This is a genomic window from Mycobacterium sp., assembly GCF_008709575.1.
Classification (GTDB): Bacteria; Actinomycetota; Actinomycetes; order Mycobacteriales; family Mycobacteriaceae; genus Mycobacterium.
Genome location: NZ_VYIK01000248.1, coordinates 1 through 829, shown reverse-complemented (window position 1 = coordinate 829; position 829 = coordinate 1). Strand labels below are relative to the sequence as shown.

General features: G+C 81.1%; 1 protein-coding gene. It reads left to right on the top strand.

Annotated elements, in window-relative coordinates; genetic code table 11:
• The coding region (locus F6Q13_RS18220) for a hypothetical protein (RefSeq protein ID WP_293059535.1) at positions 1–829 on the top strand (829 nt) is incomplete at both ends.

The following is an 829-nucleotide window of genomic DNA, read 5'->3' as shown; positions in this document are numbered from 1 at the left end:
CCGGGGCGGCGTCGGGCAACCCGGCGGTGCCCGGCGGCACCGGTGGGGCCGGGGGGCAGGGCGGCACCTACGGGGTTGGCGGGACCGGCGGGGCCGGGGGTGTGGGCGCCAACGGGGACGCCGCCCATCCCGACGGCGGGACCGGCGGGGCCGGGGGCCCCGGCGGCCTGGGTGGGGCGTTCGGGGCCGGCGGTAACGGGGGGGCCGGGGGAACCGGCGGCAACGCCGGCCCGGTCGGCGACGGCGGCAACGGCGGGGCCGGCGGTGCTGGGGCGCCCGGCAGTGACGGCGCCGCCGGTGTCAACGGCGCCGACAGCCCCGGCGTCACTCCGAGTGCCGGCGGGGATGGTCTCAACGGCACCAATGGTGGTGACGGGGGGGCCGGCGGGGCCGGCGGCGCGGGCGGCACCGTGTCGGGCAATGGCGGTGACGGTGGTGCTGGCGGGGCCGGCGGGCCCGGCGGGGCCGGCGGTAACGGCGGTGATGGCAGCAACGGCAGCACCGCCACCGAATTGGGTAACGGACAAAACGGCGGTAACGGCGGTGATGGCGGGGATGGCGGTCGAGGCGGCGCCGGCGGGGCCGGCGGGGATGCCACCGCCGGGGTCAACGGCGACGGCGGGGCCGGCGGGCGCGGTGGGGATGCCGGGGATGCCGGCAACGGGGGTGCCGGCGGTAACTCGGTGATCGGCACCAACGGGGCTCCCGGGCAGGGCGGCTACGGCGGTAACGGCGGTGATGTCGGCGATCCCGGGGCCGGTGGGGCCGGCGGGGCCCCCGGCAGCGGCGGGACCGGCGGCACCGCCGGTGCCGACGGTGCGGCCGGGCA